This window comes from Streptomyces sp. YS-3, assembly GCF_045257485.1.
In the GTDB taxonomy this organism is placed as follows: Bacteria; Actinomycetota; Actinomycetes; order Streptomycetales; family Streptomycetaceae; genus Streptomyces.
This window is the reverse complement of record NZ_JBJHPC010000908.1, coordinates 1-1,862: the sequence shown is the minus strand read 5'-3', so window position 1 is coordinate 1,862 and position 1,862 is coordinate 1. Positions and strand designations below refer to the sequence as shown.

The following is a 1,862-nucleotide window of genomic DNA, read 5'->3' as shown; positions in this document are numbered from 1 at the left end:
CGCCCGGGGAATGCGGGGGCGGTCCCGTACGTTGTATTGCTTGAAAGTGACACAAACTACTGGAGAGAAGTGACATGCGCGTCGAGATCTGGAGCGACATCGCCTGCCCGTGGTGCTACATCGGCAAGGCCCGGTTCGAGAAGGGTCTGGCGCAGTTCGCGCACCGCGACGGCGTCGAGGTCGTGCACCGCTCCTTCGAACTCGACCCGAACCGTCCCAAGGGGGCGGTCGGCCCGGTGATCCCGATGCTGGCCGAGAAGTACGGCCGCACGCTGGACGAGGCCCGGGGCATGGAGGAGCACGTCGCCTCCACCGCGCACGCCGAGGGCCTGGGCTACCTCACCGAGGGCCGCGACCACGGCAACACCTTCGACATCCACCGGCTGCTCCACCTGGCCAAGGCCCGGGGCCGCCAGGAGGCGCTGCTCGACCTCGCCTACCGGGCCAACTTCGCCGAGGAGCGCTCGGTCTTCGACCAGGGCGTGCTGCTGGAGCTGGCGGTCGAGGCCGGTCTCGACGCGGACGAGGTACGGGCGGTGCTCGCCGACGAGAGCGCCTACGCCGACGAGGTGCGCGCGGACGAGAGCGAGGCGGCGGCGCTCGGCGCGAACGCGGTGCCGTTCTTCGTGGTCGACCGCAAGTACGGGATCTCCGGCGGCCAGCCCGCCGAGGTGTTCACGCAGGCCCTGGAGCAGGCGTGGCAGGAGCGGACGCCGGTCCTCGCCACGCTGGGCAGTGCCGCCGGCGGCGCCGAGGGTGAGGCGTGCGGGCCGGACGGGTGCGCGGTCCCGGGCGCCTGACGCTCGTACGGCCGCCCGGGGCGGGGCGCGCATCCCTGGGGTGCGGCTCCCCCCGCCCGGCCCAACCGCTGAGCGGCCGTCGGCGGTTCCCCGGGGCCTTTGCCGATTGACCCCGGCCCCGGGGGGGCCGCAGGGTGGGATCATGGAAATCCTGGAGCCCCTGTCGGGCGACGCGTTCGTGCCCGAGACGACGTATCTGAACACCTCCAGCTGCGGCCTGCTGCCCCGGCGCGCGGTGGAGGCCATCGCGCGGCTCGCGGCGCAGAACGCGGCGGGCACCCGCGACGGAGCGGGCGACTTCGAGGCGCTCGCCGCCGCCAGGGACTCGTTCGCCCGGCTCGTCGGGGTCGACGCCGATCGGGTCGCGCTCGGCTCGTCGGTCTCGGTGCACGTCGCCCTGGTCGCCCACTCGCTGCCCGCGGGAGCCGAAGTCCTCGTTCCCGAGGGGGAGTTCAGCTCCGTGGTGCAGCCCTTCGCGGTACGCGGTGACCTCAGGATGCGGTACGTGCCGCTGGAGTCGCTGGCCGAGGAGGTGCGGCCGGACACGGCGCTGGTGGCCTTCTCGTCCGTCCAGTCCGCGGACGGCCGGGTGGCGGATCTCGCCGCCGTACGGGCCGCGGCGGCGGCGCACGGGGCCCGTACGCTCCTCGACGCCAGCCAGTCGGCGGGGTGGCTGCCGCTCGACGCGGGCGCCTACGACTACACCGTCACAGCGGGCTTCAAGTTCCTGACCTGCCCCCGGGGCACGTCGTTCCTGACGGTGACCGAGGAGGCGCAGGAGGGGCTGGCCGCACTGCACTCGGGGTGGCTCGCCGCGGAGGATCTGAGCGACAACTACGGGCCGGTGCGGGCGCTCGCCAAGGGCGCGCGACGTTACGACGACCCGGTGTCGTTCCTGTCGTACCACGCCGCCGCGGAGTCGCTTGCGGTGCTGGAGGCGGTGGGGGTCGAGGCCGTGTACGCGCACGACATGGCGCTGGCGGGGAGGCTGCGGGCAGGACTCGCCGGACTCGGGCACCGGGTCGTGGCCCAGGACTCGGCGGTCGTCGCCGTGCCGGGGCT

Annotated in this window: 2 protein-coding genes; both read left to right on the top strand. The window is 73.7% G+C overall.

Features of this window, described 5'->3' with window-relative positions:
* Positions 1-74 precede the first annotated feature (74 nt).
* Entirely contained in the window at positions 75-800 is a 726-nt protein-coding gene (locus ACJA3G_RS36160) for a DsbA family oxidoreductase (protein ID WP_406557267.1), read from the top strand.
* Positions 801-942: 142 nt separating this feature from the next.
* On the top strand, positions 943-1,862 hold a 920-nt coding region (locus ACJA3G_RS36155), incomplete at its 3' end, for an aminotransferase class V-fold PLP-dependent enzyme (RefSeq protein WP_406557266.1).

Coding starts and splice junctions, on each gene's coding strand:
- ACJA3G_RS36160 (WP_406557267.1), top strand. CDS start 75: ATGCGCGTCGAGATCTGGAGCGACATCGCCTGCCCGTGGTGCTACATC.